Origin of the sequence: Alcanivorax sp. REN37, from assembly GCF_041102775.1 — a bacterium.
In the GTDB taxonomy this organism is placed as follows: domain Bacteria; phylum Pseudomonadota; class Gammaproteobacteria; order Pseudomonadales; family Alcanivoracaceae; genus Isoalcanivorax; species Isoalcanivorax beigongshangi.
In genome coordinates this window covers 41,355-67,759 of record NZ_JBGCUO010000003.1, presented here as the reverse complement: position 1 = coordinate 67,759, position 26,405 = coordinate 41,355, and the positions used below count along the sequence as shown (strand labels likewise).

26 protein-coding genes are annotated in these 26,405 nt (G+C 62.8%); 16 read left to right on the top strand and 10 right to left on the bottom strand.

Features of this window, described 5'->3' with window-relative positions:
* The first annotated feature begins 62 nt into the window (after positions 1-62).
* Together AB5I84_RS13295 and AB5I84_RS13290 are read left to right on the top strand one after the other, a co-directional pair.
* The gene (locus AB5I84_RS13295) at positions 63-980 is read left to right on the top strand and encodes an AAA family ATPase (RefSeq protein WP_369456405.1); all 918 of its coding nucleotides are present in this window, start codon (positions 63-65) and stop codon (positions 978-980) included.
* Entirely contained in the window at positions 980-2,386 is a 1,407-nt protein-coding gene (locus AB5I84_RS13290) for a VWA domain-containing protein (protein WP_369456404.1), read from the top strand. The genes AB5I84_RS13295 and AB5I84_RS13290 overlap by 1 nt, the downstream gene beginning before the upstream one ends.
* Here the strand turns inward: AB5I84_RS13290 and AB5I84_RS13285 are convergent.
* From AB5I84_RS13285 to AB5I84_RS13275, 3 genes are all read right to left on the bottom strand, one after another.
* Positions 2,362-4,806, bottom strand: coding sequence for a 7TM diverse intracellular signaling domain-containing protein (locus AB5I84_RS13285; protein WP_369456403.1), 2,445 nt, complete (start codon positions 4,804-4,806; stop codon positions 2,362-2,364). The genes AB5I84_RS13290 and AB5I84_RS13285 overlap by 25 nt on opposite strands.
* Positions 4,807-4,894: 88 nt before the next feature.
* A complete protein-coding gene (locus tag AB5I84_RS13280; protein WP_369456402.1) occupies positions 4,895-6,229 on the bottom strand; it encodes an ABC1 kinase family protein in 1,335 nt (444 codons plus the stop codon).
* A gap of 161 nt (positions 6,230-6,390) precedes the next feature.
* Entirely contained in the window at positions 6,391-6,819 is a 429-nt protein-coding gene (locus AB5I84_RS13275) for a hypothetical protein (protein WP_369456401.1), read from the bottom strand.
* A 231-nt stretch (positions 6,820-7,050) separates the two neighbouring features.
* Here AB5I84_RS13275 and AB5I84_RS13270 point away from each other — a divergent pair, with 231 nt between their 5' ends.
* A complete protein-coding gene (locus AB5I84_RS13270; protein ID WP_369456400.1) occupies positions 7,051-7,431 on the top strand; it encodes a hypothetical protein in 381 nt (126 codons plus the stop codon).
* On the opposite strand, the gene AB5I84_RS13265 is transcribed toward AB5I84_RS13270, so the two are convergent.
* Positions 7,418-7,603: a hypothetical protein gene (locus tag AB5I84_RS13265; protein ID WP_369456399.1), complete on the bottom strand. Its 186-nt coding sequence runs from the start codon at positions 7,601-7,603 to the stop codon at positions 7,418-7,420. The two genes, AB5I84_RS13270 and AB5I84_RS13265, sit on opposite strands and share 14 nt — an antisense overlap.
* Positions 7,604-7,947: 344 nt before the next feature.
* Between AB5I84_RS13265 and AB5I84_RS13260 the strand changes: the two genes are divergently transcribed.
* Positions 7,948-8,970 carry an AraC family transcriptional regulator gene (locus AB5I84_RS13260; protein ID WP_369456398.1) on the top strand — a complete coding sequence of 341 codons (1,023 nt, stop codon included), beginning with the start codon at positions 7,948-7,950 and terminating at the stop codon, positions 8,968-8,970.
* Between the two features lie 50 nt (positions 8,971-9,020).
* Complete coding sequence (locus AB5I84_RS13255; RefSeq protein WP_369456397.1) at positions 9,021-9,440, top strand: HIT family protein; 420 nt, start codon at positions 9,021-9,023, stop codon at positions 9,438-9,440.
* Here AB5I84_RS13255 and AB5I84_RS13250 read toward each other — a convergent pair.
* The 3 genes from AB5I84_RS13250 to ispB are packed head-to-tail and all read right to left on the bottom strand — an operon-like array spanning position 9,425 to position 11,320.
* Positions 9,425-9,736, bottom strand: a complete 312-nt coding sequence (locus AB5I84_RS13250; protein ID WP_369456396.1) for an Rdx family protein — start codon at positions 9,734-9,736, stop codon at positions 9,425-9,427. The two genes, AB5I84_RS13255 and AB5I84_RS13250, sit on opposite strands and share 16 nt — an antisense overlap.
* Complete coding sequence (locus AB5I84_RS13245) at positions 9,723-10,307, bottom strand: YajG family lipoprotein (protein ID WP_369456395.1); 585 nt, start codon at positions 10,305-10,307, stop codon at positions 9,723-9,725. Before AB5I84_RS13245 ends, AB5I84_RS13250 begins: the two co-directional genes overlap by 14 nt.
* A 32-nt stretch (positions 10,308-10,339) precedes the next feature.
* On the bottom strand, positions 10,340-11,320 hold the full coding sequence (ispB, locus tag AB5I84_RS13240; protein WP_369456394.1) for an octaprenyl diphosphate synthase: 981 nt from the start codon (positions 11,318-11,320) through the stop codon (positions 10,340-10,342).
* A gap of 282 nt (positions 11,321-11,602) precedes the next feature.
* On the opposite strand from ispB, the gene rplU reads away from it, so the two are divergent.
* The 5 genes from rplU to AB5I84_RS13215 all read left to right on the top strand — a co-directional run bounded on the left by rplU (position 11,603) and on the right by AB5I84_RS13215 (position 17,252).
* The gene (gene rplU, locus AB5I84_RS13235) at positions 11,603-11,914 is read left to right on the top strand and encodes a 50S ribosomal protein L21 (RefSeq protein WP_369456393.1); all 312 of its coding nucleotides are present in this window, start codon (positions 11,603-11,605) and stop codon (positions 11,912-11,914) included.
* A 27-nt stretch (positions 11,915-11,941) separates the two neighbouring features.
* On the top strand, positions 11,942-12,202 hold the full coding sequence (gene rpmA, locus AB5I84_RS13230; RefSeq protein WP_369456392.1) for a 50S ribosomal protein L27: 261 nt from the start codon (positions 11,942-11,944) through the stop codon (positions 12,200-12,202).
* Between the two features lie 166 nt (positions 12,203-12,368).
* Positions 12,369-13,574, top strand: coding sequence for an Obg family GTPase CgtA (gene cgtA / locus AB5I84_RS13225; protein WP_369456391.1), 1,206 nt, complete (start codon positions 12,369-12,371; stop codon positions 13,572-13,574).
* Positions 13,575-13,588: 14 nt separating this feature from the next.
* Positions 13,589-14,710, top strand: a complete 1,122-nt coding sequence (gene proB / locus AB5I84_RS13220; RefSeq protein WP_369456390.1) for a glutamate 5-kinase — start codon at positions 13,589-13,591, stop codon at positions 14,708-14,710.
* Between the two features lie 202 nt (positions 14,711-14,912).
* The gene (locus AB5I84_RS13215; RefSeq protein ID WP_369456389.1) at positions 14,913-17,252 is read left to right on the top strand and encodes a penicillin acylase family protein; all 2,340 of its coding nucleotides are present in this window, start codon (positions 14,913-14,915) and stop codon (positions 17,250-17,252) included.
* Positions 17,253-17,306: 54 nt separating this feature from the next.
* Here AB5I84_RS13215 and AB5I84_RS13210 read toward each other — a convergent pair whose 3' ends face one another.
* The 3 genes from AB5I84_RS13210 to rpsT all read right to left on the bottom strand — a co-directional run bounded on the left by AB5I84_RS13210 (position 17,307) and on the right by rpsT (position 18,668).
* On the bottom strand, positions 17,307-17,582 hold the full coding sequence (locus AB5I84_RS13210) for an I78 family peptidase inhibitor (RefSeq protein WP_369456388.1): 276 nt from the start codon (positions 17,580-17,582) through the stop codon (positions 17,307-17,309).
* A 65-nt stretch (positions 17,583-17,647) separates the two neighbouring features.
* A complete protein-coding gene (locus AB5I84_RS13205; protein WP_369456387.1) occupies positions 17,648-18,217 on the bottom strand; it encodes a TetR/AcrR family transcriptional regulator in 570 nt (189 codons plus the stop codon).
* 184 nt (positions 18,218-18,401) lie between these two features.
* Entirely contained in the window at positions 18,402-18,668 is a 267-nt protein-coding gene (gene rpsT / locus AB5I84_RS13200; protein WP_369456386.1) for a 30S ribosomal protein S20, read from the bottom strand.
* Between the two features lie 210 nt (positions 18,669-18,878).
* On the opposite strand from rpsT, the gene murJ reads away from it, so the two are divergent.
* From murJ to ispH, 6 genes are read left to right on the top strand one after another with little or no spacing between them, the layout of a single operon-like run.
* Entirely contained in the window at positions 18,879-20,456 is a 1,578-nt protein-coding gene (gene murJ / locus AB5I84_RS13195; protein ID WP_369456385.1) for a murein biosynthesis integral membrane protein MurJ, read from the top strand.
* Between the two features lie 37 nt (positions 20,457-20,493).
* Entirely contained in the window at positions 20,494-21,435 is a 942-nt protein-coding gene (gene ribF, locus AB5I84_RS13190) for a bifunctional riboflavin kinase/FAD synthetase (RefSeq protein ID WP_369456384.1), read from the top strand.
* Positions 21,436-21,460: 25 nt separating this feature from the next.
* Positions 21,461-24,289, top strand: coding sequence for an isoleucine--tRNA ligase (gene ileS, locus AB5I84_RS13185; protein WP_369456383.1), 2,829 nt, complete (start codon positions 21,461-21,463; stop codon positions 24,287-24,289).
* Positions 24,282-24,779, top strand: a complete 498-nt coding sequence (gene lspA, locus AB5I84_RS13180) for a signal peptidase II (protein ID WP_369456382.1) — start codon at positions 24,282-24,284, stop codon at positions 24,777-24,779. Before ileS ends, lspA begins: the two co-directional genes overlap by 8 nt.
* Positions 24,772-25,242, top strand: coding sequence for an FKBP-type peptidyl-prolyl cis-trans isomerase (fkpB, locus tag AB5I84_RS13175; protein WP_369456381.1), 471 nt, complete (start codon positions 24,772-24,774; stop codon positions 25,240-25,242). Before lspA ends, fkpB begins: the two co-directional genes overlap by 8 nt.
* A gap of 36 nt (positions 25,243-25,278) precedes the next feature.
* Positions 25,279-26,214 carry a 4-hydroxy-3-methylbut-2-enyl diphosphate reductase gene (ispH, locus tag AB5I84_RS13170; RefSeq protein ID WP_369456380.1) on the top strand — a complete coding sequence of 312 codons (936 nt, stop codon included), beginning with the start codon at positions 25,279-25,281 and terminating at the stop codon, positions 26,212-26,214.
* The last annotated feature ends 191 nt before the right edge of the window (positions 26,215-26,405 follow it).

Genomic DNA, 26,405 nt, shown 5'->3' with positions numbered 1-26,405 from the left:
AAGGCTGGCGCGACGCGGTTGCTTTACACTCGCCGCATCCCGCAACGGAGTGACCAGTTCCGATGAATCCGCTTCCTGCTTCCCCGGCCGATGTGCTGGCGGCGTTCGCTGCCGAGGGCTACATCGGCACCGACGACATCGCCATGTCGGTGTTCCTCGCCCAGCATCTGGACAAACCCATCCTGGTGGAAGGCCCCCCCGGCGTCGGCAAGACTGAGCTGGCGAAAACCGCTGCCGCGGTGCTGGCTGCGCCGCTGATCCGGCTGCAGTGCTACGAGGGGCTGGACGAATCGCGAGCGCTGTACGAGTGGAAATACAGCAAGCAACTGCTCTACACCCAATTGCTGAAGGAAAAGTTAGCGTCGCTGCTGGATAGCGCCGCCAGCGTGGAAGACAGTCTGGCTGCCCTGCAGGGCCCCGGTGAGCTGTTTTATTCGGCGGACTTCCTCCAGGCCCGACCGCTGCTGGCGGCGCTGCAATCGCCGCAGCGCGCAGTGCTGCTAATCGACGAGATCGATAAGGCCGATGCCGAGTTCGAAGCGTTCTTGCTGGAACTGCTGTCTGATTACCAAGTGACCATTCCTGAGCTTGGTACCGTGCGTGCCCAGCAGCCGCCGCTGGTGGTGCTCACCAGTAACAACTCCCGCGAGCTGTCCGACGCGCTCAAGCGTCGCTGTCTGCATCTGTTCATTCCGTTTCCAGATCTGAAGCTCGAGCAGCGCATCCTGCGCGCCCGCTTGCCGCAGTTGGATGCTGAGCTGGCCAGTCAACTGGCGGGCTTCGTCGCCAAACTGCGTGAACTGGATCTGAAAAAGCGCCCCGCGGTATCCGAGACGCTGGATTGGGCTCGCGCGCTGTTGGTGCTGCATGCGGACAGCCTTGACCCGGCGCTGGTGACGGCCACGTTGCGGGTGCTGCTCAAGCATGAGGAAGATGTGGCGCTGGTGCGCGATCAACTGCACCGCCTGCTGAGCGCCTGATGCCGCTGCACAATTACACCGCTTTCATCAAGGCGCTACGTGGCGCCGGTGTGGCAGTGTCGCCGGCGGAAGCAGAAGACGGCCTGCGGGCGCTGTTGCAATTGGGCTATGACTCGCGCCCCGCGCTGCGCAGCGCCTGGGCGCAATGTCTCGCCAAGGATGACGCCGCCAAGCAGCAGTTCTTCACCACCTTCGACCAGTATTTCCGGCCACCGCTGATGGAGGTTGCTGCGGTGCCATTGCCAGCCCCGCCGCCGGCCGCCGCCGACCAGGCGTTCGCACCAGGCCAGTCCGGGCAGGGCGGTGGTGGTCAGGGCGGACAGGGCAGCCAAGGCGAGGGGCAAGGCCAGGGCGAAGGCGGCGAACTAGTGGCGGCGCTGCTCGCCGATGACCAGCCGGCTCTCAGCGCCGCACTGGCGCGTGCTGCCGCCGAGGCTGGGCTGTGGCAGATCCGGGTGATTACCCAGAAAGGTCTGTTCGCGCGGCGCATGTTGGTGGCGATGGGCATCGAACAGGTCGATGAGCAGCTGCTGACGTGGGAGCGGGCTGGGCACCCGCGCGCGGCTGCGCTGCGCGCGGCACGTACCGCCTTGCAGCGGCGGGCGCTGGCGGAGGTGGAGCAGGCGTTTGCATTGCAGGGTCGTGAGGAAGGCGAGCGCCTGCGCGAATGGGCGATGCGCACCACTGATCTGCGCCACCTGCATGAATTCCGAGATGTGGAGCGGCTGATCCAACGCATGGCGCGCAAGCTGGCGGCTCGGCATGGCCGCCGCAAGCGGCGCGCTAAACGCGGCGAACTGGACGTGCGCCGCACGGTGCAGGCCAGCATGCATACCGATGGCATTCCGATGAAGCTGGTATGGCGCGCGCGTCCGCGCCGGCGGCCCAAGGTATGGGTGATTTGCGACGTGTCCTCGTCGGTGGCCACCGCCAGCCGGTTCTTGCTGATGTTCCTCTACGCGCTCAACGACGTGTTGCCGGCGGTGCGCTCGTTCGCGTTCGCTGCTCGCTCCGGGGAAGTGACGCATTACTTCAATGATGGCCAACTGAGTGCTAGCCAGGCGGTGGCGCGGGTGTTGGATGATTTCGCCGGCAGTGGCACCGATTACGCCAGCATGCTGGAGCAATTCTGGCAGCAGCATCAAGCGGCATTGGACCCCCATGCCACGGTGATCATCCTCGGTGATGCCCGCAACAACGGTTTGCCGGCCGGGCAGCAGTGGCTGGCGCGCATTGCCGAACGCAGTGCCCGGGTGCTGTGGCTGAACCCCGAGGCGCGCAACCGCTGGGGCAGTGGCGACTCGGAAATGCCTGCCTACCGACCCTACTGCCGCATGGCGGTGTCATGCCGCACGCTGCAACAGCTGGAGCTGTTCGTCGATCAGTTACTGCGCGAATTGGACTGAGCGGTGGCCGCCAGCGCCCGCGGCGGCGCTAGTACCGCGCGCAGCCCTTGCTCGAGCTTGGCCAGCGTCACCGGCTTGTCGATGTGGCCGACCATGCCGGCGTCAAAACAGGCGGCGACTTTTTCCGGCAGCGCATGGGCGCTGAGGGCAATGATCGGCGCCGGCGCCACCAGTCCCTGCTGCTGCAGACCGATGATGCGCCGCGCGGTGGCGTAGCCGTCCAGGCCAGGCATCTCACAGTCCAGCAGAATCACTTCGAATGGCCAGCGGCTGGACATCAGCCGATCGATGGCAGCCATGCCGCTGTCGGCGCTTTCCACCTCGTGGCCCAATTTGCGACACAGCCCTTCTGCCACCATCAGGTTAATCGGGTTGTCGTCCACCACCAGCAGTCGTGCGCTGCGCACCCCGGCTGGGCGCTCATCGTCAGCGACGGGGTTGATCGCTTGGGAAATCGGCAGCGGTACGCGGAAGGTGAAGCAGGAGCCGCGCTGAGGAATTGAATCAACGCTGATGTCGCCACCCATGGCTTCCACGATTTGGCGGCAGATTGCCAGACCCAAACCGGTGCCCCCATGCCGGCGCGAACTGGAGCCGTCGACCTGGCGGAACTGCTCGAACAGTTCGGTCAGTTGCTCGCGGGGAATGCCGATGCCGGTATCCTCCACCTCACACACCATGAATTCCGGGCGCCGCTCATCACGGTACCAGCGCACCCAGATTTCGCCGTGATCAGTGAACTTCACTGCGTTGCTGAGTAGGTTCACCAATACTTGCCTTAGCCGCAGTGGGTCACCCAGCACCGGCTGCAGCGCTGACGGCGCCAGGTAATGACTGATGCGATTGCCGTCGCGGGCGGCGCGGGACTGGAACAGCTGCACGCATTCCTCGGTCAGCGTCGCCAGATCCACAGTGGCGCTCTGAATCGGCATTTTGCCGGCCTCCAACCGTGAGTAATCGAGCACGTCGTCGATCAGCGTCAGCAGGTTGTGGCCGGACTGCTCAATGATGCCCAAATGCCGGGCCTGATCGCTGGTCAGCGGGGTGTCGCGCAGCAAGTCGAGGGTGCCGATGATGCCGTTCAGTGGTGTGCGGATTTCATGGCCCATCACCGCCAGAAACTGGTTGCGGGCATCGAGCGCGGTGTTGAGTGCCTGGGTGCGTTCGCGCACCCGCTCTTCTAGCTCGCTGTTGGCGGCCTGCTGGGCACGATTGCTGCGCAGCGTCAGCGTGTTCATGCGGTCGGCCAGCGCGAACGACAGCAGCAGCGCCTGTAACGCCAGCCCGAACTGCATAGCGCTTTCCAGCCAGGTGCTCACCGGCAGCACGCCGAAGCCTTTGAGCACGTACAGGGTGGAGCACAGCCCGAGCACGAAGAACGCGCTGAAGAAATAGCCTGCCGAGCGCTGCCCCAGCCGCCATTCCCGGATCGCCAATATGTTGGCAGCCAGCACCCAAATCACCACCACCAGAGCGCTCAGTCGCAGTGCCAGGCTGTAATCCAACGGTGCGGCGAAACTCACCATTAGCACCAGTCCGGCGGCTAGCAGCACATGGCGGTGAATAGCGGGGCGGTCCTTGGACAGGCCAAGGAAGTGCGAGGTGAACAGAATCGACGAACTCACCGCCACCGCGTTCAGCAGCACCAGACTGTAGTGGTTCCAGTGCGGCGCATCCGGCCACAGGTACTGGTAGGCAAGGCCGTCGCGGGTCAACAGGTTGAGGCCGACGCTGGCCAAGTGTGCCACATAGTAGAGGTAACTGCGGTCGCCGCTGGACATGAACAGGAACAGATTGAACAGCACCATGATCAGCATGGCGCCGTAGAACAGGCCAAGGCGCAGACCGTCGCGGGATTGCTGGCGTGCGAACTCGGACTGGGTCAGCAACCGGATTGGCAGGTCGATGGCGGTATCGGTTTTTACCGCTAGCAGGAAGCTGTGCTGACCGGGGGCCAGTGTCAGCGGTACGCTCAGACTGCGATCAGCCAAAGGCCGCTCGTGGAACGGCTCGGCACCCCCAAGCGTGTGCAGCAAAATGGGTTGATCTTGTTCCACTCGATACAGGCGCACGTGATCAAGATAAGGGCGGCCCAACTGCAGTACCCATTCGTGCTGGGCGCCGGTCTGTTCCAGCTGTAGCAGGAACCACTGCGTGTTGGAGCGGAAGCCGAGCGCCGGGAAGGTGGCATCGAGGATACGGCCGTAACCGTCCTGCAAACGTCTCAGCGCCTGCTCGGCGTCTAACGGTGTGGGGCTGTTGAGCCACCATAATGGGCCAGACAGTTGCTGGCGCGGCAGCGGTGTATCGGCCAGCTGGGTCGGCGTCGGGCCACTGGCTAAAGCGCTGCCGCAGAGCAGGCACAACATCAGTAGCAGTACAGTGCGCAGAGCGCCGGTTGCGGCGGCGGTTGGTCTCATTCCTTGATTCTCAAACGGTCACGGCCCTGTGCATGGTAACGGGCGCCGGGCCGGACACAACCGCCGCGGACCGGCGGTGCGGCGGTGGTTAGCGATCAAGTGACGCAAACAGCGCCTCCACTTGGGGGCGGAAACCGGCCACGACGCCGAGCCGCACCATGGTCCAGTAGTGGCCGCCGAGCACCCGATTCACCAGCAGCAGCCGCGCCGAGGGCTGGAACGACTCCAGATAGCTCCAGGGCGTTTGTCGGGTCAGCTCTGCCACCCGCACATGCAGCATCGAACCGGCAAAATCGAACGCGGCGCTGTCGAACGGCGGCAGCAGTGCGCTAATCCAGCGCCGGTAGAAACTATCGGGGATGTCGGGGCCGCCGGATTTGCGCACGCCGAGGCCGCGCAGGCAGTCCTCCAGCCCGGCGATGTCGTCGCGGTAAGCACATTCGGTCAGCCGCCGCATGGCCAGCAGGTCTTCCACGTCGATGCGTTTGATGGCGCCGAAGTCATACATCACCAGACTGCCGTCAGCGCGGAAGGCAAAGTTGCCGGGGTGCGGGTCGCAGTGCACCGCTCGCAGCTCGAACATCTGCCGGCCGATGGTCTCAAACAGGCGCGTGCCGAGCAGGTTGCGCAGCTCTGGTGTGTAGTCCGGGTGGTTTTGGATCTGGTCGAGGTCGTCGCCAGGCTCGAAGCTGAGCGTCAGCACGCGGTCGCTGCTAAGGCCCTCATGCACGGTGGGAATCACCAGCCACGGCTGGTCGGCGTGGAAGGCGCGAAACTCAGTCAAGTGCCGGGCTTCTTGGCGGTAATCGAGTTCTTCCTCCAGTTGCTGGCGGATTTCCTCGAAGATTGCGTCCAGCGTGCGTTCATCGACTTTCAGCAGTCCGCCGAGGCGCAACAGACGCCGCAGTTGGCGCAGGTCGGAATGGATCGATTCCTTCACTGCGGGGTACTGCACCTTCACCACCACCTCGCTGCCGTCATGGGTGACGGCGCGATGGACCTGCCCAATGGAGGCGGCGGCAAACGGCGTATGACTGAAACTGGCAAACAGGGTGTCTGGATCGGCGCCCAATTCACGGCGCACTTGGCCGCGAATCACTGAATAGGGCATCGGTGGCGAGGCTTTCTGCAGTGTCTGCAGCGCTTCAGATACTTCCGGTGGCAGGAGGTCCTGCATTTGCGAGGCGATCTGGCCGACCTTCATCACCGCGCCTTTCATTTCGCCCAGCGTTTGGGCGATGTCGGTGCCGATGGTGCGCAGCAGTTTCTCGCGATCGCGTTCGCGCGAGGCATCAGACTGGAACAGCCCCTTCACCGAATGGGAAGCAACGCGGCCGGCGATGGATGTGGTCATGCCAGTCAGCCGTAACAGGCGACCTGCTGTGGTGGTGGTGCGGAACGAAGCTTTGTCGTCTTTCGCCACTGCCGACTCCGTGGATTCAGTGACGGCGTGTGCTGCCGGGCCCGTCGGGAAGGCCATGAATCTGGGTGATCGAGGGCGGGTCTGTCAATGCCTACCAGGGCCAAAACAAACGCCGCCAAGGCCAGCAGGCCTTGGCGGCGTCGGCGTTGGCGCCTAGTTGATCAGGCGCGCTGTTCGCCGGCGCTGACCAGAGTTTCGAACAGTTTCGGGGTTTCGCTGCGCAGCGTCGCCACGGCACCGAAGGCCGCCAGTACGTAGTCGGAATCGGTGTCGGCTTTCTCGCCACGCTGCTCGCGACCGGCGTCTACCAAGCGCTCCAGCAAGGCAGCACGCTTGGCCGGCGCGTTGGCGGCCAGTTCGCGGGCGGCGTCCAGCAGACCGCGGCCGGCTAGCAGCGTCTTGTTGGTCTGCTCGGCGGTGTCGCCGGCCAGCTCGGCGCCGCGTTCGGCGTAACGATCGTACAGATCAGTGCCAGCGGCTTCGGCTTTCACCACGGCGCCACGGCCGGCCAGTACCAGCTTGCGGTTGAGGTCCTTGGCGCGTGCCATGATGCTGTCCAGTTGGGTTGCTTGTTCGTTCAACTCACCCATGATCATCCTACCTGTGCAAGGGTTGCGGGGGATTCGGGGAGAGCTCCCCGATGACGCCGCGCAGCATAGGGGTGGTTAGCAGACTGGACCGGATTGCCTGTTCGACAATCGTACAGCGGGCCGACTAACGCGCGGCCGCGGTGTGATGCCGGTCAACCCATGGCCCTCGAGCCGGCCACAGAGCGCGCCCGGGCAGGCCGCTACACTGGCCCATCGGGATTGGAGGGACGCATGACAGAAAAACAGATTGCCAGCGTACCGGAGCATCTGTGGGGGGCCGGCCAGGCTGCCCGTGGGCGCAGCTGGGATGCGCAATACAATGTGGCCGCATGGGTGCGGATCAGTGCTGGACGCGGCAGCGTGCGACTGCTGCTGCGCTATACCGACGAGCAGGGTGTGCAGCAGCTGGTGGTGGATAGTGCCACCGTGAGTGGTGCCGGGACGGTGCTCTTATCGAGCATGGTATCGGCGCGGTTGCACGGTCGGCCGACGGCGATGCAGGCGGTGCTGGTGTGGGATGACCCGGCGCTGCAATACAGCGTCGAGGAACTCTATGTGCAGCCGGCCGGGCAACCGGCGGTGCGGCAGGAAAAATTGATCAGCGTTTACTGACGCAGGCGGTGACCGGCGCTGGCGCCTGTGGCTCCGCAGTGATTGCGGCGGTGGGTGGCGCTGGATTCACCAGTGATTCCGGGAAGCTGCTGAACGCCAGCCCGGTCAGGCGGCGCAGGTGCTCCAAAGCCTGTTCCGGCGCCGCCTGTTCGATTCGGATGACTTTGGCCATCTGGGGTCTCCCATGTTTAAGGAGACAAAGCCAGAACCGTGCCAGTTTCCAATCCCTTGATTCACCGAGACAACCCTTCTTCTTCGGGCCGCTGTTGCCGGCCTCCGCCGCTATAAAGTGACAAATCTTGGCGCCCGCGCTGCATGCCCAGCGTGCGTCCTCTGCGGCCAATGACGGCGCTGGTGCCGCTGATGATGATGCGTGATGCCGTGCTTCACCCCACCCGGGTCGGGGGGAGGCTTGCAGCGCATCGAGCAGAACGCTAAGGTGCTGCATTCGGTCATTTTGGGCCATGGTTGGCCCGCTGTTGCGTGAAGTGCCCGGGTGAATGAGGAAGGCGCTTGATGACTATTCTAAAAATGAATCCCGATGAGTATTCGGTGTCGGCGGAGTATGTGCCGCTGTTGATTGACGTGCTGGAGCGCCGCGGTATTCCGTCGTCGGATCTGCTGACCGGTATGGGGCTGCCAGCGTCGGCTTGGCGTGAACCGACGGCACGGGTGTCGGCGGAACGGTTTGAAAGCTTGGTGCGGCGTGCCATCGACCTGACCGGCGATGAGTGGCTGGGCTGGGAGTTCGGCGCCGCCATGACCATGTCCACCCATGGCTTCCTCGGTTACGCCGCGCTCAGCAGCGAGACGTTGGGCGAGGCGATTGAGCTGGCGGTGAAGTATTTCAGCACGCGTTCCACCATCCTTGATCTGCAATTGCTGTACGAGGGTGACACCGCGGTGCTTCAGCTGGATGAGATGATCTCGCTGAACGATCTCGCCCCGTTCGTGGTGGAGAGCCTGTTCAGCAGCTTCCACTTCATGTCTGCCAAGGCGCTGCCGGATCTGGTCATCGATGATGGCGAGCTGCGATTCGCTTATGCCGAGCCGAACTACTTTGCTAAGCTGCGACCGATAGTCCCGGTGCCCTGCCTGTTCGACTGCGCTTATCACCAGATGCGATTCCCGGCGGCACGCTTGCGCGAGCGTCTGCGGTTTGCTGATCCGCGTCTGGCACGTATGGCTGCAGCCCAATGTGAGCGCGAACTGGCGGCCATCAAGGCGCCGCCGGGGGTGCTGGGGCGGGTGCGGCGCATTGTGCTGACCCATCCGCGCCGCTTTCCGAGCGTGGAAGAAGTGGCGTCAGAGCTGCATATGTCGTCACGTACGCTGAAGCGTAAATTGCAGCAGTTGGGCACCAGCTATCAGCGCATTCTCGATGACTTGCGCAAGGGATTGGCGGTGGAGCATCTGACGCAAACCGACAGCACGGTGGACGATATTGCCCTGATGCTGGGCTATTCCGATGCATCGAACTTCGCGCGGGCGTTCCGTCGCTGGACCGGCCGCAGCCCCTCGGATTACCGGGTCGGGTAAGCTTCACACAGATGCCGGCTTGGCCGGTGCCGCAGCAAGGAGGTTCTTGGGTGACAGCAGCGCTTCTGCATCCCCGTCTGGAGGCCGACACCCACGCCATTGGCGAAACGTCGGACATGTGGCTGCGTTGGATGGATGACCAGCGCTTTCCCTGGGTGATTGTGGTGCCCAAGCAGCACGGCGTCACGGAATGGTATGAATTGCCGATCGAATCCCAGCACGCGTTGCTGGATATGGCCAACCGTTGCGGGCTCTATCTGAAAGGGCTCACCGGCGCCGACAAGATCAATATCGGTGCATTGGGCAACTTGGTGCCGCAGCTGCACATCCATGTGATTGCTCGGCGCCAGGATGACGCCTGCTGGCCGGGGCCGGTGTGGGGGCAGGGCGAGCCGCAACCCTATCCGACCGGGCAATTGCCGCCCTGGCTGCCCGGACTGCGCGAGCGCCTCAGTCAGCGCTGCGCCTGAGGCGTGTCATCCACGTGGCCGAGCGCGCGATTCGGTGCGATGCGGTCGCGTACCCGCCGTTTTAACTCTGCCGCTTGTGGAAAACCGCCGTTTTCGCGGCGGTCCCACAGCACCTCGCCGTTCAGCGTGATGATGAACACGCCGCCGGTGCCGGGTGCCAAGCTGACTTGTGCCAAGCTGTCGTCGAAAGTATGGAGCAGCTCCTGCGCCATCCAGCTGGCGCGCAGCATCCAGTTGCACTGGCGGCAGTAATGGATCACCAGGTGGTGGTCAGGGCAGGTCTCAGGGGCGGTCATTGCCAGCCAAGAAGGCGCGCATTTTCGGGTCTACCAACAGTCGGTTAAGCGTGCGCTCAAGCACGTCGTTGATCATTTGTTCGTTGCGCGAGGCGCTGGGAGTGAGCGGCGTTTCGTGGGTCACGGAACTCTGGTAGCGACCGATGTGCTCGGCGCTGCCGCGGCGGGCAGTGGCTTCCAGTTTGGCGGTGATGACCACCTTGTTGACCACCGCGCCTTCGGCCGGCACGTAGCTCAGCTCAGTCAGCCGCAGTTGCAGCTCTGTGGCTGCGTCGCCCGGATTGAGGGCGTTGTAACCCATGCTCTGCAGGCTGCGTGTTACCGCATCGTAGAGCGCCTTGGCGACGTTATTGGCAGGCCGGATCAGGCTGGTGTCGGGGTAAACGCCGCCGCGGCTGCCAACGTGTTGCTGTGGCCGTTCATCGTGCACTTCCACCCGTACCGGCGCGTTGCGGCCATTAGTGCCGCTGTCTGCCTGGGGCGACGGCGCCACATTGACCACCTGCGGACTCAGGCCGCAGGCACTCAGCAGCAGGACAAGGCAGGACAGGGAGGCAAGTCGGCGCATCATGCTGTGGCGGTTCTCCTGGGGCCCGGGGCGGATCAGAACTCGCGTTCTGCCGCCTCGAGGGCGAGTTGCTCAAGTGCCTGGCGGTAGCGAGAGTCCGGTACTTCGGCCAGTGCATCAAGTGCGGCGCGGGTGTGCTCGCGGGCGCGTTCACGGGTGTATTCCAGCCCGCCACAGCGTTGCACAGTGGTGATGATCCCGTCCAGTTGCTCCAAGCCGCCAGTGCGGATGGCGTCGCGAATCAGTGCCGCTTCGCTAGGGCTGCCTTCACGCATGGTGTAGATCAGTGGCAGCGTCGGCTTGCCTTCGGCGAGGTCGTCGCCGACGTTCTTGCCGAGTGATTCGACATCGCCGGTGTAATCAAGCACGTCGTCGATCAGCTGGAATGCAATGCCCATGTGGCGGCCGTATTCGCCGAACACACGTTTGGCCCAGGCGGTCTGCTCGGCATCTTGGGCAGCCAGCACGGCGCCGGTTTGGGCGGCCGACTCGAACATTTTTGCGGTCTTGTGATGGATCACCCGCATGTAGCGCTCTTCGGTGGTATCCGGATCGCGGCAGTTGATCAGTTGCAGCACTTCGCCTTCGGAAATCACGTTGGTGCTCAGCGACAGAATGTCCAGCAGGATCGGGTGGCCGACCTGCACCAGCAGCTGGAACGCACGGGAGATCAGGAAATCGCCCACCAGCACACTGGCCGCATTGCCCCATACCGCGTTCACGGTGGGCCGCCCGCGCCGCATGTTGGATTCGTCCACCACATCGTCGTGCAACAGGGTGGCGGTGTGCAGGAATTCGATCACCGCGGCGATGTCGATGTGACGCTCGGCCTGGTATCCGTTGGCACGGGCGCTTAGCAGGCACATCAACGGTCGCAGCCGCTTGCCGCCGCCTTCCACGATGTAGTGACCGATCTCACGGATCAGAGGGACATCGGAGTCCAAGTGATGGGTGATGAACCGGTTGACGGCGGTGAAGTCGTCCGCCACGGGAGCGGCGATGGCTTTGAAATCCATGGATACTTCTCTGTGGGGTCAATCCAGCGCGAGCGACCACGACCGCAGAGGCAGCGCAAGTAGCGGGCAATGCTAGCAGTGGCGCACGGTGAGTCAAGAAAACCGGCGGCGGCTGGTAGATGGGGGCGGGCGGTTGCCGAAACCCTGTTGTTCAGCGTAGAATTCGCGCCCCTTGCCCCCGGTGCGTCCGGCGGCCAGATACAATGTTTTTCGAAATCAGTTGCCGTGGCCGCCAAGTGACCTGAATCGTCCGCCACCGGGAACCCATTCTGGAGTACATCCATGTACGCAGTGATCAAAACCGGTGGCAAGCAGTACCGGGTAGAGGAAGGCGACGTTCTGCGCATCGAGAAAATCGAAGCCGGCGAAGGCGACACCCTGACCTTCGAAGACGTGCTGCTGATTGCCAGCGGTGAAAGTGTCACCATTGGTCAGCCGCTGGTTGCAGGCGCCAAGGTAACCGCTGAAGTGGTTTCCCAGGGTCGCCACGACAAGGTGAAGATCATCAAATTCCGTCGCCGCAAGCACTCCCGCAAGCAGCAGGGCCACCGTCAGTGGTTTACGGAAGTGAAAATCACCGGGATCGCAGGCTGATCCGGGTACAGCGAGAGGTATTGGAACATGGCACACAAAAAAGCAGGCGGTAGTACCCGTAACGGTCGCGACTCGCAAAGTAAGCGCCTTGGCGTGAAGCGTTTTGGCGGCCAACTGGTGCAAGCCGGTGAGATCATCGTGCGTCAGCGCGGCACCCACTTCCATTCCGGCGTTAACACCGGTCTGGGTCGTGACCACACCATCTTCGCCACCGTCACCGGTCGTGTGAAGTTTGAGGTTAAGGGTCCGGCTAACCGCAAGTTCGTCACCATCGAGCCGGTTGCCTGATTTCAGACAGCCGTGACTCGCCGCCGGCGGGCCCCGCGCTCGGCGGGCGGCAAGGGCCCCGCAGGGAAACCAGCGGGGCCTTTTTGCTTTTCAGGGCAGGGCTTACACTGCTCTGCGGGCTAGGGCCCGGCAACGACGTTCAGGAACCCCGTTCGGGGGAATCACCATGAAATTTGTAGATGAAGCCGTCATTGACGTGCATGCCGGTAAGGGTGGCAATGGCTGCCTGAGTTTCCGGCGCGAGAAATACATCGAGTTCGGTGGCCCCGACGGCGGCGACGGCGGTTCCGGTGGCAGTGTGTGGGTGGAATCTGACAGCAACCTCAATACGCTGATCGATTACCGCTACGAGCGGCTATTCCGAGCTCAGAGTGGTGAGCCCGGCCGGGGTCGCCAGTGCACCGGCAAGTCGGCTGAGGATATCGTGCTGCGGGTGCCGGTGGGCACCACGGTGCTGGACACCGACACCGACGAGGTGCTGGCTGATTTAGTCAAAGATGGCGAGCGCGTGAAAGTGGCCCAGGGCGGTCGCGGCGGGCTCGGCAATATCCACTTCAAGAGCAGCATTAACCGCGCGCCGCGTCGTACTACGCCGGGCACTCCCGGCGAGTCGCGCAAGCTGCGTCTGGAATTGAAAGTGCTCGCCGATGTGGGGCTGCTCGGGCTGCCCAATGCGGGCAAGAGTACGCTGATCCGCGCGGTCTCGGCGGCCAAGCCGAAAGTGGCGGATTATCCGTTCACCACCTTGGTGCCCAACCTTGGCGTGGTGAAAGTGGACCGTTACCGCAGCTTTGTAATGGCAGATATTCCTGGCTTGATCGAGGGGGCGGCAGAGGGTGCTGGCCTTGGCATCCGCTTCCTCAAGCATTTGGCGCGTACCCGCTTGCTGCTGCATGTGCTGGATGTGGAGCCGGTGGACGGCAGCGACCCGGTGCAGAGCGCTGAAGCCATCACCGCCGAGCTGGAGAAGTTCTCGCCGGCGTTGTTTGAGCAGGAGCGCTGGCTGGTGCTCAACAAGATGGATCTGGTGCCGTCGGAGATGCGCGACGAGTTCTGCGACGACATCGTCAAACGGCTGGGCTGGCAAGGTCCGGTGTATCGTATTTCGGCGGCCAGCTGCGAGGGCACTCAGGAGCTGGTGTATGCGCTGATGAACGCCATTGAAGAGCGGCGTTTGCGCGAGAAAGAAGACGACGATTTTGCTGCCGCCGAAGAGGCGCGCCGCAACCGTCTGGAAGCCGAGGCGCGTGAGAAAGTGCAGGAGCTCAAGGCGCAGGCGCGCTTGGCACGTCTGGCCGCGGCAGAGCTGAGCGACGATGACGACGATTTTGACGACGACGATTACGACGTCGAAATCATCTATAAACCCTGACAACAAGACGGATCATGGCGAGCGATCAGCACAAGCCCACCCGCTGGGTGATCAAGATCGGCAGTGCGTTGTTGACCAACAACGGAGCAGGACTCGACTTGGCGCTGATGCAGGCCTGGGTCGATCAGATGGTGCTGCTGCAGCAGCGCGGCATCGAGGTGGTAGTGGTGTCCTCCGGCGCCGTGGCGGAGGGTATCCAGCGACTGGGCTGGACCCAGCGGCCGTCCTCGGTGCATGCGCTGCAAGCCGCCGCTGCGGTCGGCCAGATGGGGCTAGTGCAGGCGTGGGAGAGCTGCTTCAAGCGTCACGGTCGCATTACGGCTCAGGTGCTGCTGACCCACGATGATCTGTCCGACCGGCTGCGTTACCTCAATGCGCGCTCTACGCTCACCACCTTGCTGGAGCTGGACGTGGTGCCGGTAATCAATGAGAACGACACCGTGGTCACTGACGAAATCCGCTTCGGTGACAACGACACCCTGGCTGCGTTGGTGGCGAATCTGGTGGTGGCGGATCACCTGGTGATCCTCACCGATCAGGACGGTCTCTACGAACGTGACCCGCGCCAAGATCCCGGTGCGCCGATGATCCGTGAGGCGTGTGCCTCGGATCCGCACATTGCTGAAGTGGCGGGTGACTCCGGTTCCGGTCTTGGTCGTGGCGGCATGATCACCAAGGTGCGGGCAGCGCGCTTGGCGGCACGCAGTGGAGCCATCACCCATATCTGTACTGGCCGCACGCCGACGGTACTAGCGCAATTGGCTGACGGCGAAAGCCCCGGCACCACCTTGCTGCCGGATACCACCGTCTACAACGCCCGCAAGCAATGGTTGGCCGGGCACCTGCAAATGCGTGGCCGTTTGGTACTGGATGATGGCGCTGTGGAGCGCTTGCGTTCATCGGGCTCGAGTCTGCTGCCGGTGGGCGTGGTGGCGGTGCATGGCCGCTTCAGTCGCGGCGAGATGGTGGCCTGCGAAGATCAACAAGGCCAGCGCGTGGCCTGCGGGCTGGTGAACTACAGCCATGACGAAGTGGAGCGCATCAAGCGCCACCGCAGCGCCGACATCGATGCGGTGCTGGGCTACCACTATGAAGAAGAGCTGATCCACCGCGATAACTTGGTGGTATTCGGCTGATTTACGGTGCGTCGCCGTGCCCCGGTATCTGCGGGTGCGGGCGGCGCCGTCCTGTCCTTGATTGTTCCCCGTAGCGGCGCAGTGTGCGCCGCTGTGCGTTATTTTCTGCTCATAAAATGATCGGTTTCTTTGAGTCGTCGGCGTGTCCTGTGGCAGTATCCGGAGCTGTTGTTTCGATATCTATAAAAACAGGAGAACAACGATGTCATCTGGAAACCGTGCGGCTCGGGCCGCTGGCTGGGCGTTTGCGGGGCTGCTCGCATGGGGGCTTGCGGGGTGCGGCAGCTCCTCGTCATCCTCGCCGCGTCCGTTGTACCAAGCTACCTTGGAGCGAACCGAGCAGGGTATTCCCCATATCACAGCCAAAGATTATCGCGGGCTAGGTTTTGGCCATGGCTACGCGATTGCCGAGGACAACCTGTGTGTGCTGGCGGACGGTTACGTCACTTTCCGCGGTGAGCGCTCGCAGTACTTTCCAGCCACCGACCGGGTGCCGCATCAGGCCACCTTTGGTCAGCCGCCGAATCTAGAGGCGGATTTCTTCTTCCGTTTCGTGCTCAACGACGCGGAAATTGCGTCCTTCATGGCGGCCCAAGACACCGATTTGCGTCATTTGTCACAAGGGTTTGCGGTCGGCTATAACCGCTACTTGGGCGAATTCCAACGTGGCGAGCACGCTGGGCGACATCAGGATTGCGTCGGTGCGCCGTGGTTGGGCGAGATCTCCGAGCAAGACGTGTTCCGTCGTTTGCTGGCTCTGAACCTGGCAGGCAGCGCGGCCAACTGGGTGGAGGCGGTGTCCTCGGCGCTGCCACCGTCGGCGCCATCAGGCGCAGTGGCGGCCGTTACCGCGCTGCCGGAGATTGATCCGGGCCGCTTCAAGGTTGGCCAAGAGGAGGGGATCGGTAGCAATACGCTGTCGTTCGGGGCCGATGCCACGGCGGATGGCAGTGCCATCAACTTTGCCAATCCGCACTGGTATCTGCAGGGCATCGACAAGTTCTACCAGTTGCACCTGCGGGTGCCTGGCAAGCTCGATATCGCTGGCGCTTCCATTCTCGGCGCGCCGATGGTGTTGATGGGTTTCAACAACGATGTGGCATGGGGGCATACGGTTTCCACGGCAACCCGGTTCACCCTGTATCGCTTGCCGCTGAAGCCGGGGGAACCCACGGTCTACTTGCAGGATGGCAAGGAAAAGTCGTTGGTGCCGGAACAGGTGTCAGTGCTGGTGCGGCGGCCGGATGGGTCGGTGGAGACCGCTACCCGGACACTTTATCGCTCCGAATACGGGCCGATGTTGAACCTGTCTAGCTTCGGTCTGGGATGGAATGACCAGCAAGCGTTCACCTTGCGTGATGTGAATCTGGAAAATACCCGCTCATTCCGCAACTTCTTCGAGTTTGGCCAAGCTGATTCGCTGGATCGTTTCATCGGCACCATCAAGTCGCTGGTGGGCATCCCGTGGGTGAATACGTCGGCCGCATCGCGGGAAAGTGGGGAGGTGTTGTATTCCGATGTGACCGCAGTTCCGAACGTATCCGATGCACATAAAGACAACTGCTTGGTGCCAGTAATTGGGCCGCTAGTGATGCAGCGAGTGCCTGGGGTGCTGGTGCTGGATGGCTCTCGTAGTGAGTGTGATTGGGCAACCGATCAGGACTCTGCTGTTCCGGGTACCTTTGGTCCCAGCAATCTGCCGCTGCTAAAAACCCGTGATTACGTTGGCAACATGAACGACAGCTATTGGCTCAGCAATCCTGATCAGCCGCTGGAGGGCTACGCCTACATCATTGGCCAAGAGGGTACTGCACAGAGCCTGCGCACTCGGCTTGGGCACCTGATGGCAGCGCAGCGCAAGCGCGGTGAGGATAGCCATGGGCCGTCCTTAGCATCCAGTGAGACGCTGCGCAGCATGGTGCTCGACAGCCGCAATTACAGCGCCGAACTAATGAAGGATGAAATCCTAGCGGCGGTCTGCGGTGATGCGGCGCTAGCAGATGCCTGTGCGGCGTTGGCTGCCTGGGACAATACCGGTGAGCTGGATGCGCGCGGTGCGCGCCTTTGGAGTGCCTTCTGGGTGCGTATGGTGAAAGATGCAGAGCTGTATCGGGTGCCGTTCGATGCTGCCGATCCGCTCAATACTCCGCGTGGCTTCAACCCAGATCGCGCCGCAGCTGCGGCGACGCATCTGCAAGCAGCGGTCGCAGAGCTAACAGACCGAGGAGAGCCCTTGGACAGTGCGCTGGGTGAGCACCAGTTTATGGACATGCCGGGTATGCAGGTGCCGCAGTACGGTGGTGAAGGTGTTGAGGGCTACTTCACGGTGCTGCGTAACACCTATCTGCACGTAGTGGAGTTTCCCGCTGGGGCGCCGGTGCAGGCGTATACCATGCTCACCAATGGCGTCAGCTCGGATCCTGCCAGTCCCTATTATGGGGAGGCGACGCAGGCCTATTCCGACAAGCAGTGGTTGAGCTTCCCCTATACCGAAGACGAGATCCGTAACCGACGGGTGTCGATCCAGGAGCTGTCGCAGTGATGCTCGTGCCCGGGACCGGTGGTCCCGGGCAACACTGCCGGGAAGCGCTACCGATCAGCCGCAGTTGATGCGCTCGATCTTGTTCTGCTCATCAATCACCACGTTCATGCGGTTGCTGCGGTAATCCAGTGTGGCAGGCATGTTCGGGCGCAGGATGCGCACTCCGGTGGGAAGTGTGACGTTGTTGAGTGCGTCCGCGGACTTGCCCACTAATTGCTGGAACTGCTCGGCTTGGCAGTTCGGCGTCAGGTCCGCGTTAGTGGCTGGTTCCGGCGTGTTTTGGCAGGCGGCTAAGGCCGCGATGGGGGCGAGCATCAGCAAGCGACGCATGGTTACTCCTCGATTAAATGTCAGGTGCAGACTGCTCTAGACCGCAATGGGTCGTGACAGTTGCGTCAAATTCCTTTCAATAGCTTCTCTGCTGCTTTGCGTGCAGCGCGCGCGGCGTTGCGGTCACCCAGTACATGGGCGGCCACGGTGGCGCCATCCTTCAGCTGGGCCAATTGCCTGGCCAGCCGCTCCTGCTTGCCTGGCAGCACACTGGCCTGGCCGAGCTGGCTGCGGAACAGGCGCTGTAAGTTGGCTTTGTGGTCCTGGCAGCGAAGGTGCACCGGATGCTGGCCGTCGCCGTATTCGGCGCAGGCATTAGTGAAGTAGCAGCCACGGAATGGCAGCCAGTCATCAATGCGATCGTTGAACCAGTCATCCAGAGCAGTGAATACGCCCACTAGCGCTTCACGCCCGGACGGTTGCAGGGCCATGCGTGCTTGCAGCCAATGGCTGAACTGCTGGTCGTGGTGCAGCACTGTCGCCTCGATCAGCGCGTCCTTGGAGGGAAAATGGTTGTAGAGGGTTTTCTTGGCGATGCCGGTATCGGCAAGAATGGTATTGATGCCCACCGCGTGGATTCCGTGCTGGTAAAACAATCGGAACGCAGCTTCTACCAAGTGTTGGCGCTTATCCATGGGACGGTCCTGTGTCCGGTCTGGGCGGAATACTGCCCAGCCGCCGTCCGTGTTGTCTACCGCAGTTCTGTGACAGGAGACCGGATGGTGGATGCTGGCCGGAAGATGGTGAAGTCAGGAATGCCCGAAGGCCAGGCACAAAAAAGCCGGCAGGTTGCCGGCTTTTTTGATTGAGGCGAGTGCCTCAGGCGGCCATTGCCTTCACGCGCGCGTTCAGACGGCTCTTCAGGCGAGCTGCCTTGTTGGCGTGGAATTTGCCCTTGCGGGTGGCTTTGTCCAGTACCGAAACCGCTTTCTGGTAGGCCGCTTGAGCGGACGGCTGATCACCGGAAGCAACGGCAGCGATAACCTTTTTCAGATAGGTCCGCACCATGGAGCGCATCGCTGCATTGTGCTGACGACTCGTTTCCGCCTGACGAGCACGCTTACGCGCTTGCGGTGAGTTAGCCAAGGTCCTGCTCCTGTTGAATAAGTTGTAATTTCAGCTGACCGGCATCGGCTAGTGAGCCGGCTAGCGGGCGAGCGTACAGCAGACGCAGCGCCACGAAAGACGCGCAACTATGCCCATCCCGCCGGGCGATGTCAATCCTGCAACCCGCATCGCCGCCGCTGGTCAGCGTCAGGGCGAGCCGTTACGCTTGCGCGGTTTGCCGGAGAAACCATGAGCGACACCCCCACAGCCGCCCCGCGCCGCCGCAGCGGACTCTTTGCTTCCACCATGGTGGTCAGCGTGATGACGCTGCTGTCACGGGTGCTGGGGTTGGTGCGTGACGTGGTGGTGGCGCGCATGTTGGGGGTGTCCGCCGGTACCGATGCCTTTTTTGTGGCATTCCGCATCCCTAACTTCCTGCGCCGACTGTTTGCCGAAGGGGCGTTCAATCAGGCCTTTGTGCCGGTGCTCAGTGAATACAAGGAGCGCGGCAGCCAGGCCGCGGTGCGGCATCTAATTGACCGAGTTGCCGGCACGCTCGGCAGTGCGTTGCTGCTGGTGACGGTGCTGGGTGTGGTCGGGGCGCCGCTGCTGATTGGCCTGTTTGCTCCGGGTTTTGGTGACGATCCTCTCCAGCGCGCGCTGGCGGTGGAGATGCTGCGGCTGACGTTCCCGTATCTGTTCTTCATCTCGTTAACCGCCTTTGCCGGCGCCATCCTGAATGCGTGGGGGCGTTTCGCGGTGCCGGCATTCACGCCGGTGCTGCTTAACCTGTGCATGATCGGCGCCGCGCTACTGCTGGCGCCGTTGTTCGCGCCAGAGCGGATGGCGGTGGCACTGGCGTGGGGCGTGTTGGCGGCGGGGGTGGCGCAATTGCTGTTCCAGCTGCCGTTCTTGGCGCGGCTGTCACTGGTGCCACGGCCGAAGATCGATACCCGTGATGAAGGCGTGGTGAAGATCATGAAGCTGATGGCACCGGCGCTGTTCGGGGTGTCGGTCAGCCAGATCAACTTGCTGCTCGATACGGTGCTGGCAACGTTGCTGGAAACCGGTAGCCCGACCTGGCTCTACTATTCTGACCGGCTGGTGGAGCTGCCGCTGGGTATTTTCGGCATCGCCATCGCCACCGTGATTTTGCCCAATTTGTCGCGCCTGCATGCCGGTGATACGCCGGAGGCGTTCGCCCGCACCCTCGACTGGGGCATTCGGCTGGTGGTGCTGGTCGGTTTGCCGGCAGCGGCGGCGCTGGCGGTGATCAGCACACCGCTGCTGGCAACACTGTTCCATTACGGTGAGTTCAGCGTCAGTGATGTGGCGCACTCGGCGGCATCGCTGCAGGCCTACGCGTTCGGATTGTTGGCGTTCATGCTGATCAAAGTGCTGGCGCCGGGGTTCTTTGCCCGCCAAGACACCCGCACGCCGGTGCGTATCGGCGTGATCGCGCTGGTGGCCAATATGGTCTTTAACCTGATTTTGGTCTGGCATTTGCGCCATGTGGGATTGGCGCTGGCTACGGCGTTGTCGGCCTGGCTGAATGCGGGGCTGCTGTGGCGCGGGCTGCAGCGCGACGGCGTTTACCAGGCCGCCGCCGGTTGGTGGGCGTTCTTGGTGCGGGTGCTCGTGGCCACACTGGCGATGGGGCTCGGCATTCATTACCTGGCATCGTTGACCGGGGTTTGGTTCGACGGCAGTGCGTTGGTGCGGGCCGGTTGGCTGGCGCTGGTGGTGATCGCCGGCATGGCAATCTATCTGCTGGTATTGCTGGTGATGGGCTTCAAGCCTCGTCACTTGCGCCGCAGCCCCCTATAATCTCGCGTCTTTATTCATCAGGGTAACAAGGGCCGTCATGGAGCTTCTCCGCGGTGTGCATAACCTGCGATCAGCGGCGGGTGCCGGATGCGTGGCCACTATCGGTAACTTCGATGGGGTCCATCGCGGCCATCAGCAGATCTTGCAGCGGGTCCAGCAGCAGGCGACGACGTTGGGTCTGCGCAGCCTGGTGATGCTGTTCGAGCCGCAGCCGGCCGAGTTTTTTCGGCCGGACCAGGCGCCGCCTCGGCTGATGTCGCTGCGCGATAAAGCACGCACCCTGGCCGCGCAGGGGGTGGATCAGCTTTATTGTGCCGGCTTCGATGAAGCGTTCCGTTCCCAGAGCGCGGCGGCGTTCGTCGCTGATTTGCTGGTGGACGGCCTCGGCTGCCGCTATTTGGTGGTGGGCGATGACTTCCGATTCGGTGCTGGCCGCGAAGGTGATTTTGCCTATTTGCAGCGCGCCGGTGAGCAGTGGGGCTTCGGCGTCGAAGACACCCCGACCTGCGAGTTGGATGGCCGCCGCGTTTCCAGCACCTGGGTGCGTGAGGCGCTGGCCGCCGGTGACTTGGCACTGGCAGAGCGGCTGTTAGGTCGCCGTTATGCGATCAGCGGCCGGGTGCGCCACGGCGACAAGATCGGCCGCACGCTGGGCGTGCCCACGGCCAACCTGCTGTTGCGGCGACCGCCGGCACTGACCGGGGTTTACGCGGTCACTGTCAATGGGCCGGGCTTGAAACAGCACCCTGGCGTCGCCAGTGTCGGTACTCGGCCCACCGTGGATGGCCGGGACTGGCGCTTGGAAGTGCACCTGCTGGATTACCAAGGCGACCTTTATGGCCGCCATCTTGACGTGACGTTTTGCCATTATTTGCGGCCAGAGTTGAAATTCGACACGCTGCCCGCCCTGACCGCTGCCATGCAGCAGGACTTTGTCCACGCCCGGGCATGGTTCGCTGCAGCAGGGTTGAGTTCATAGCGCTTTTCCTGTCCCGAGAGAAACCATGACCGATTACAAAGCAACGCTGAATCTTCCGGAAACCGCTTTCCCCATGAAGGCGGGCCTGGCGCAGCGGGAACCCGAGCAACTGGCCGCATGGACCCGCGATGGGCTGTACGAGGCCATTCGCGCACGCTTTGCCGATCGGCCCAAGTACATTCTCCACGACGGCCCTCCGTACGCGAACGGGGCCATCCATATCGGCCATGCGCTGAACAAGATCATCAAGGACATCATTCTCAAGTCGCGCACCCTGAGCGGCTTCGACACGCCTTATACGCCGGGTTGGGACTGCCACGGCCTGCCGATTGAGCACAAGGTCGAGCAGTTGGTCGGCAAGCCTGGCCAGAAGGTGGATGCCGCTGCGTTCCGCGCCAAGTGCCGTGAATACGCCGCCGGCCAGATTGATGCCCAGCGCGACGGCTTCATCCGTCTCGGTGTGTTTGGTGACTGGCAGCGCCCGTACCTGACCATGAACTTCGATACCGAAGCCAACATCATTCGGGCGTTCGGCAAGATCGTTGAAAACGGCTACCTGCAGAAAGGCTTCAAGCCGGTGCAATGGTGCCTGGACTGCGGTTCGGCATTGGCGGAAGCCGAGGTGGAGTACCAAGACAAACGCTCCCACTCCATTGACGTCGCGTTCGCGGTGGCCGATGTGGCGGACTTCAATGCCCGCACCGGCCTCGCAGCTACCGCCCCCCAAGTAGTGATCTGGACCACTACGCCGTGGACGCTGCCGGCCAACCGCGCGGTGGCGCTGCACCCAGAGCTGGAATATGTGCTGCTGAGCGGTCGCAACGCCGGCGGCTTGCAGCAACTGGTGGTGGCGGAAGCCTTGGCCGAGTCGGTGGCGGTGCGCTTGGGTCTGGAACAGGTGGAACGCTCCGACGTGTTCCTTGGCCAGGCGCTGGAAAATCTGGTACTGCGCCATCCGTTCATGGGCACTGAGGTGCCGGTGATTCTCGGCGACCACGTTACGACTGATGCTGGTACCGGCTGTGTACACACCGCCCCGGGGCATGGTCTGGAAGACTTCATCGCCGGCCAACAGTACGGCCTCGAAACTGATTCCCCGCTGCTGGATTCCGGGCTGTTCGCTGAGGGCACGCCGGTGGTCGGTGGCATGCACGTCACCAAGGCCAACGAGCCGGTAATCGAAGCGCTGCGTGCCAGTGGTCAACTGATGGCGGCCGGTCACATCGACCACAGCTACCCGCACTGCTGGCGCCATAAGACGCCGCTGATTTACCGCGCCACCGCGCAGTGGTTCATCAGCATGGAGCGCCACAATCTGCAGCAGCGTGCCAGCGAGGCGGTGGAGCAGGTGCAGTGGCTGCCGGAGTGGGGCAAAGCGCGCATCGGCAGCATGGTCAAGGACCGTCCGGATTGGTGCATCTCGCGCCAGCGTACTTGGGGCGTGCCGATTGCGCTGTTCGTGGATCGTGAAACCAGCGAACCGCATCCGCACACCCCGGCGCTGATCGAAGCGGTGGCCGCCATCGTCGAGCGCGAAGGGGTGGAAGGCTGGTTCTCGCTGGATGGCGCCCAATTCCTCGCCGAACAGGGTTTTGCCGCCGATGCCGAGCGCTATCAGAAAGTAGTGGATACGCTGGACGTGTGGTTTGACTCCGGTGTCACCCACTTTGCCGTGCTGCAGAAGCAGCTGGGTTTGGCGCTGCCGGCCGATATGTATCTGGAAGGTTCGGACCAGCATCGCGGTTGGTTCCAGTCCTCGTTGCTGACCAGCCTGTGCATCAATGATGCGCCGCCGTACCGTTCGGTGCTGACTCACGGCTTCACCGTCGATGAGTCCGGCCGCAAGATGTCGAAATCGCTCGGCAACACCATCGAGCCGCACGAAGTGGTTAATACCCTTGGCGCCGACATCCTGCGGCTGTGGGTGTCGTCCACCGATTACCGCGGTGAGATGAGCGTCTCGCACAACATCCTCAAACAGATGGGCGATGCCTACCGCCGTATCCGCAACACCGCGCGCTTCTTGCTCGCCAACCTGAGCGGTTTTGACCCCGCCACCAATGCCCTGGCACCGGAGCAAATGCTGGCGCTGGACCGCTGGGCGGTGGACCGTGCGGCGGCGGTGCAGGAGGAAATCCTCACAGCGTTCGATGACTTCCAGTTCCATCAGGTGTACCAACGCATCCACCACTTCTGCTCGGTGGATCTGGGCAGCTTCTATCTGGACATCATCAAGGATCGCCAATACACCACCCAGGCGGACTCCATTGCCCGCCGCAGCTGCCAGACCGCGCTGTACCACATCAGTGAGGCACTGGTGCGCTGGATGGCGCCGATTCTGAGTTTCACCGCTGAGGAAATCTGGCGCTATCTGCCCGGCGAGCGTGGCTCGTCGGTGTTCTTGGAAACCTGGTATGCCGGCCTGTTCCGGCTGCCGCAGGACGCCGAGCTGGATGCCGACTTCTGGTCCGAGGTGCAGGACATCAAGCAGGCAGTGAACAAAGCCATCGAAGATGCGCGCAACGCCAAGGTGGTACGCGCTAACTTGGCCGCTGACGTCACGCTCTATGTGAGCCCGGAACGTGAAGCCACGCTGGCCCGCCTCGGTGATGAGCTGCGCTTTGTCACCATCACCTCCACTGCGGTGCTGGCGCCGTTGGCGCAGGCCCCGGCCGAGGTGGCGCCCTGCGCGCTGACCGGCCTGACGGTGGCGGTGGCGGCGTCGCCGCACGCCAAATGCGCGCGCTGCTGGCATCACCGTGAAGACGTTGGTCAGCACAGTGAGTACCCGGAGCTGTGCGGCCGCTGCATCGATAACATCGAAGGCTCAGGCGAGGAGCGCCGCTATGCGTGACGGCTCCCGTTGGCATTGGCGACAGCTGCATTGGTTATGGCTGACGTTGCTGGTGGTCGGTTTCGATCAGTGGACCAAGGCGTTGATTCAAGCCGCGTTCCAGTTCCACGAAACGCGGCCGGTGCTGCCATTCTTCAACCTGGTGCTGACCTACAACGAGGGCGCGGCGTTCAGCTTCCTCGCCGGTGCTGGTGGTTGGCAGCGTTGGTTCTTCGCGGGCATTGCGGCGCTGGCCTCGGTGGTGATTCTCGGCTGGCTACTGCGCGGGCGTGAAACCCGCATCACCAGTTGCGGCCTCGCGCTGATCCTCGGTGGCGCGCTGGGCAACCTGTGGGACCGGCTGGTACTGGGCCACGTGGTGGATTTCCTCGACTTCTATTGGCAGGCGCGGCACTTCCCGGCGTTTAACCTCGCTGATGCGGCGATCACCGTCGGTGCGGCGCTGCTGATTCTGGATATGCTGCGTGGAGGACGACGCGAGCATGAATAACGCATTGCGGATCGGGCCGCAGCGGCGCATTACGCTGCACTTTGCTGTGCGCTTAATGGATGGCACCGAGATCGACAGTACTTTTGGCGGCGAACCCGCCAGTTTCAGCTGGGGCGACGAATCGTTGCTGCCGGGGTTCGAGCGTGCGTTGCTGGGACTGAAAACCGGCGACCGCCGCAGTGTGGTGCTGGACCCAGAAAACGCATTCGGGCCCTATAACGACGACAACATCCAGCACTTCCGCCGCGACACTTTCGCCGCAGACGACGAGTTGGAGATCGGCACCGTGATGCAGTTTGCCGATGCGGCTCGGGCAGAGTTGCCTGGGGTCATCACGGCGCTGGACGACGACTGGGTCACGGTGGATTTCAACCACCCGCTGGCCGGTCGCGAGCTGACGTTCGAGGTCAAGATCATCGAGGTGGCGCTGGACGCCCCGGCACAGCCGGTGTCCCTGCGTTGAGCCCGCCGGCGACGCCGGCCTGAGCAGGAGTCAGTCATGGAAATCCGTCTTGCCAATCCGCGCGGCTTCTGTGCCGGCGTGGACCGTGCCATCGCCATCGTCAACCGGGCGCTGGAAGTGTTCGGCCCGCCGGTCTATGTACGTCACGAAGTGGTGCATAACCGCTTCGTGGTGGAAGACCTGCGTGCCCGCGGTGCCGTGTTTGTCGAAGAGCTGGACGAAGTGCCGGACGACTGCATCGTTATCTTCTCTGCCCACGGGGTGGCGAAAGTGGTGCAGGACGAAGCCTCTCGGCGCCAGCTAAAAGTATTTGATGCTACCTGCCCGCTGGTGACCAAAGTGCACATGGAAGTCATCCGCTACAGCCGCGAGGGGCGCGAAAGCGTGCTGATCGGCCATGCTGGCCACCCGGAGGTGGAGGGCACTATGGGCCAGTACGACCTGCGCCATGGTGGCGACATCTATTTGGTGGAAGACGAGCAGGACGTGGCCACCTTGGCCGTGCGTGATCCGTCCAAGCTGGCGTTTGTCACCCAGACCACCTTGTCGGTGGATGACACTGCTCGGGTCATCGAGGCGCTCCGCGCGCGCTTCCCCGAGATCGTCGGCCCCAAGCGTGAAGATATTTGCTACGCCACCACCAATCGGCAGGACGCGGTGCGCCAGTTGGCGTTGGAATGCCAATTGGTGGTGGTGGTGGGCAGTCCCAACAGCTCCAACTCCAACCGTCTGCGCGAGCTGGCCGAACGCTGCGGCACGCCAGCCTATCTGGTGGACGATCCTGCGGAAATTGAAGCCGACTGGCTTCAGGGCAAACAGGTAGTCGGTGTCACTGCTGGTGCCAGTGCGCCGGAAGAGCTGGTGCGGCAAGTGGTCGAGCGCTTGCAGGCGCTTGGCGAAAGCGGTGCTTTGGTGGAAGTGGCTGGGCGTGAAGAAACCATCCAATTCACCATGCCTAAAGAGCTGCGCTAATCATGTCTGGAGTGGGGGTTTTGGCTTATACGCCAATGTGACCCGCGTCAAATACCACCTTTCTTTACATGCCAACACCTGTCACTGCGGCGCCCTCCGGCGCCGCTGATGCCTTTGCTTCTCCCGCCTGTCTCCCGTCGCTGCCGGGGCCATTCTTCGGCTGATAGCCTAGTTTTCAACGTCCGTTTTAC